Origin of the sequence: Pseudoalteromonas sp. Isolate3, assembly GCF_022398505.1 — a bacterium.
Classification (GTDB): Bacteria; Pseudomonadota; Gammaproteobacteria; order Enterobacterales; family Alteromonadaceae; genus Pseudoalteromonas; species Pseudoalteromonas apostichopi.
Map to the genome: position 1 here is coordinate 1 of NZ_JAKEVN010000223.1, position 2455 is coordinate 2455.

Sequence of the window (2455 nt, forward strand, 5' to 3'; positions counted from 1 at the left end):
ATATTAATTTATATGGCTATCATTTACCGCTTGATATTCACCCCGACATTGGTAATAACGCACAATTGGCAAAGTTACTCGATATTGAGTTCACAGGCGGGCTTGAATCAGGTCCAAATAGTGTGCCAGTAAAGGGACGTTTAAAAACACCATTAAGCGGTGAAGAGTTTTCCGACAAAATTACTCAAGTACTTAACCGTGCACCATTAACTAGCTTGGTTAGAGAACAGAAAATCGAAACCATCGCTTGGTGTACAGGAGGTGGACAAGGGTATATTGATTTAGCGGCTGCTCAAGGTATTGATGCTTATCTTACTGGTGAAGCCTCTGAGCAGACTATTCATAGTTCACGCGAGCAAGGTATCGATTTTTTTGCAGCAGGGCACCATGCGACTGAGCGGTATGGCATTAAAGCCTTAGGCGAGCTTTTAGCTGAGCAGCATGGTTTTGATGTAACGTTTATCGATATAGACAATCCAGTCTGATTAAGTCTATAGCGCCTCTGGATCAATCCAGCGGCGCACACTCACCCATGCACTGCCAATTTTCTCATGAGCAACTCTGGTCACTGCAACAAGTACATCGTCATCAGGTATAAACTGCTTATATGTTGGATACTGACTAAAATCTTGAAAGTCGGTTGCCGCTGGGATCACGTCAACACCTTGTGCATTAAATAAGTCTTTCGCTCGCGGCATGTGGCTCGCTGAGGTGACAAGCGCTGTTTTTCTATCGACTAAATAAATGGCAAGTCGCTTCGCTTCTTCTGCGGTATCCATAGCGAGGGGGTTTTGTTTAATTCTCGTTGCAGAAATACCTAACGCTTTTGCTGTTTCAAACATGAGTTGACTATTGGTGGTATTAGCAAAACCGCCCCCTGATACATAGAGGGTGGCATTTGGATAATGGTGAGCAAGCTTAACACCTTCAAGTAAGCGAGCAAGCGCACAATCGCCTAACTGGTGGTTTGCTTGAAGGCGCGAGTTGGGCATTATTGAGCAGCCAAGTACCACAATATTATCAAGTTTAGGATGTTTTGCTTGGTTAAATTGCCATGCAGGGTTATTGCTTGAAGCTATCAATGATTGGCCAATAAATGGCGTGCTTATCAGCATTAAAGTTAAAATGCTAACAAAGCCAAAATAGAGTACTTTGCGTTTATGTGTAATGTCTAAAAATACCATTACTAAAGTAAGCAGCCCGAGCAACGGCAGGGGCATTAATAATGAGCCAATGATCTTTTTAATTTCAAACATATATCAATGCTATTGTCTGTGACAGATAATGCTATGTTAGTTATTTTGCCTTGCTTTAGCGACCGTTATTTTGCTTACAAGTATTTAAAAAGTGGCGATAAACAGGGTTATCTTTCATATTTTTTTTCATCGCTAAATACATAGGGCGTGTAAGACCTAATGCACCTAACGGAATAGACTTAATAAGCCCTTGGCTTTCATAAGGGGTGACTAGCCAATCTGGTAATGCTGCAACTCCCATACCTGCGCTCACTAATTGGAAAATCAATAAGCCTTGGTCAACAGTTTTAAGGGTGCCATCAAATCGTGCATTTTGAATGAAATGTTTAAAGATATCTTGGCGCTCACGCGGAATAGGGTAAGAAATAATTGTTTCGTTCTTTAAATCAAGGGCCGTGACATAGGCTTTTTTTGCCAATTCATGATCCGGTGCAACGATTAGTTTTAATTTAAAATCAAACAGGTGAGCATATTCAAGCTGATCGGGTTCACGAATATCAGAAGTCAGCACTAGATCTAATTCATCATTAATTAAATCTGGGATAGCGTCGTAACTAAAGCCGCGCTCGTAATCAATTTTAATATCAGGCCAAAAGTTATTAAATTCTTTTATGGTTGGTAGCAACCAATGAAAGCAGGCATGACACTCAACACTTAAACGTAAATTTGATATTGGCTGATTCAGGCTTTCCTTTAAACGACATTTCGTTGCTTCAACTCGAGGTAATACCTCGTTAGCAAGTTCCAGAAGTAACATACCTTGTGGTGTGAAGCGCACAGGCTGTGTCTTACGTTCAAACAGTTGGCAATCTAACTTATTCTCAAGATCTTTAATTTGATGCGATAAAGCCGATTGAGTTAGAAATAACTCACGCGCTGTATTGACCAAAGAGCCTGTTTCTTTAAGGGTCGCTATGGTTTTTAAGTGTTTTATATCAATCATCTTTAAAAAATCTCATGAAAAATGTGAGTCTGACTCAGATTACGAACATACTACGCCTTAGAATTCTTTTTTTCAACGTCTAGACGTCTAAAATTGGCGATTAATTTAACCGCTTTTTTACAATACGCCTTCCTATAAATAATTGACAGCGTTGTCATGTAATTGTTTGTATTTTAGTTATGAAATTATATGAATTTACCTCAAGTTGAAACTTGCTATTTTAATAGTGTTATAGCTTGCGAGAACTAACTTGATA

At 39.5% G+C, this 2455-nt stretch carries 3 protein-coding genes; 1 reads left to right on the forward strand and 2 read right to left on the reverse strand.

Annotated elements, in window-relative coordinates; genetic code table 11:
* Window positions 1-485, forward strand: a 485-nt coding sequence (locus L1D46_RS20370; RefSeq protein ID WP_239978144.1) for a Nif3-like dinuclear metal center hexameric protein, incomplete at its 5' end; no start/stop codon positions are given.
* 6 nt (window positions 486-491) lie between these two features.
* On the opposite strand, the gene L1D46_RS20375 is transcribed toward L1D46_RS20370, so the two are convergent.
* Together L1D46_RS20375 and L1D46_RS20380 are read right to left on the reverse strand one after the other, a co-directional pair.
* Entirely contained in the window at window positions 492-1256 is a 765-nt protein-coding gene (locus L1D46_RS20375; RefSeq protein ID WP_239978145.1) for a YdcF family protein, read from the reverse strand.
* Window positions 1257-1311: 55 nt separating this feature from the next.
* Window positions 1312-2199, reverse strand: coding sequence for a LysR substrate-binding domain-containing protein (locus tag L1D46_RS20380; RefSeq protein ID WP_054551603.1), 888 nt, complete (start codon window positions 2197-2199; stop codon window positions 1312-1314).
* Between the last annotated feature and the right edge of the window lie 256 nt (window positions 2200-2455).

Excerpts from the sequence above, each read along its gene's own strand:
- L1D46_RS20375 (WP_239978145.1), bottom strand. The coding sequence starts at position 1,256 with ATGTTTGAAATTAAAAAGATCATTGGCTCATTATTAATGCCCCTGCCG.
- L1D46_RS20380 (WP_054551603.1), bottom strand. The coding sequence starts at position 2,199 with ATGATTGATATAAAACACTTAAAAACCATAGCGACCCTTAAAGAAACA.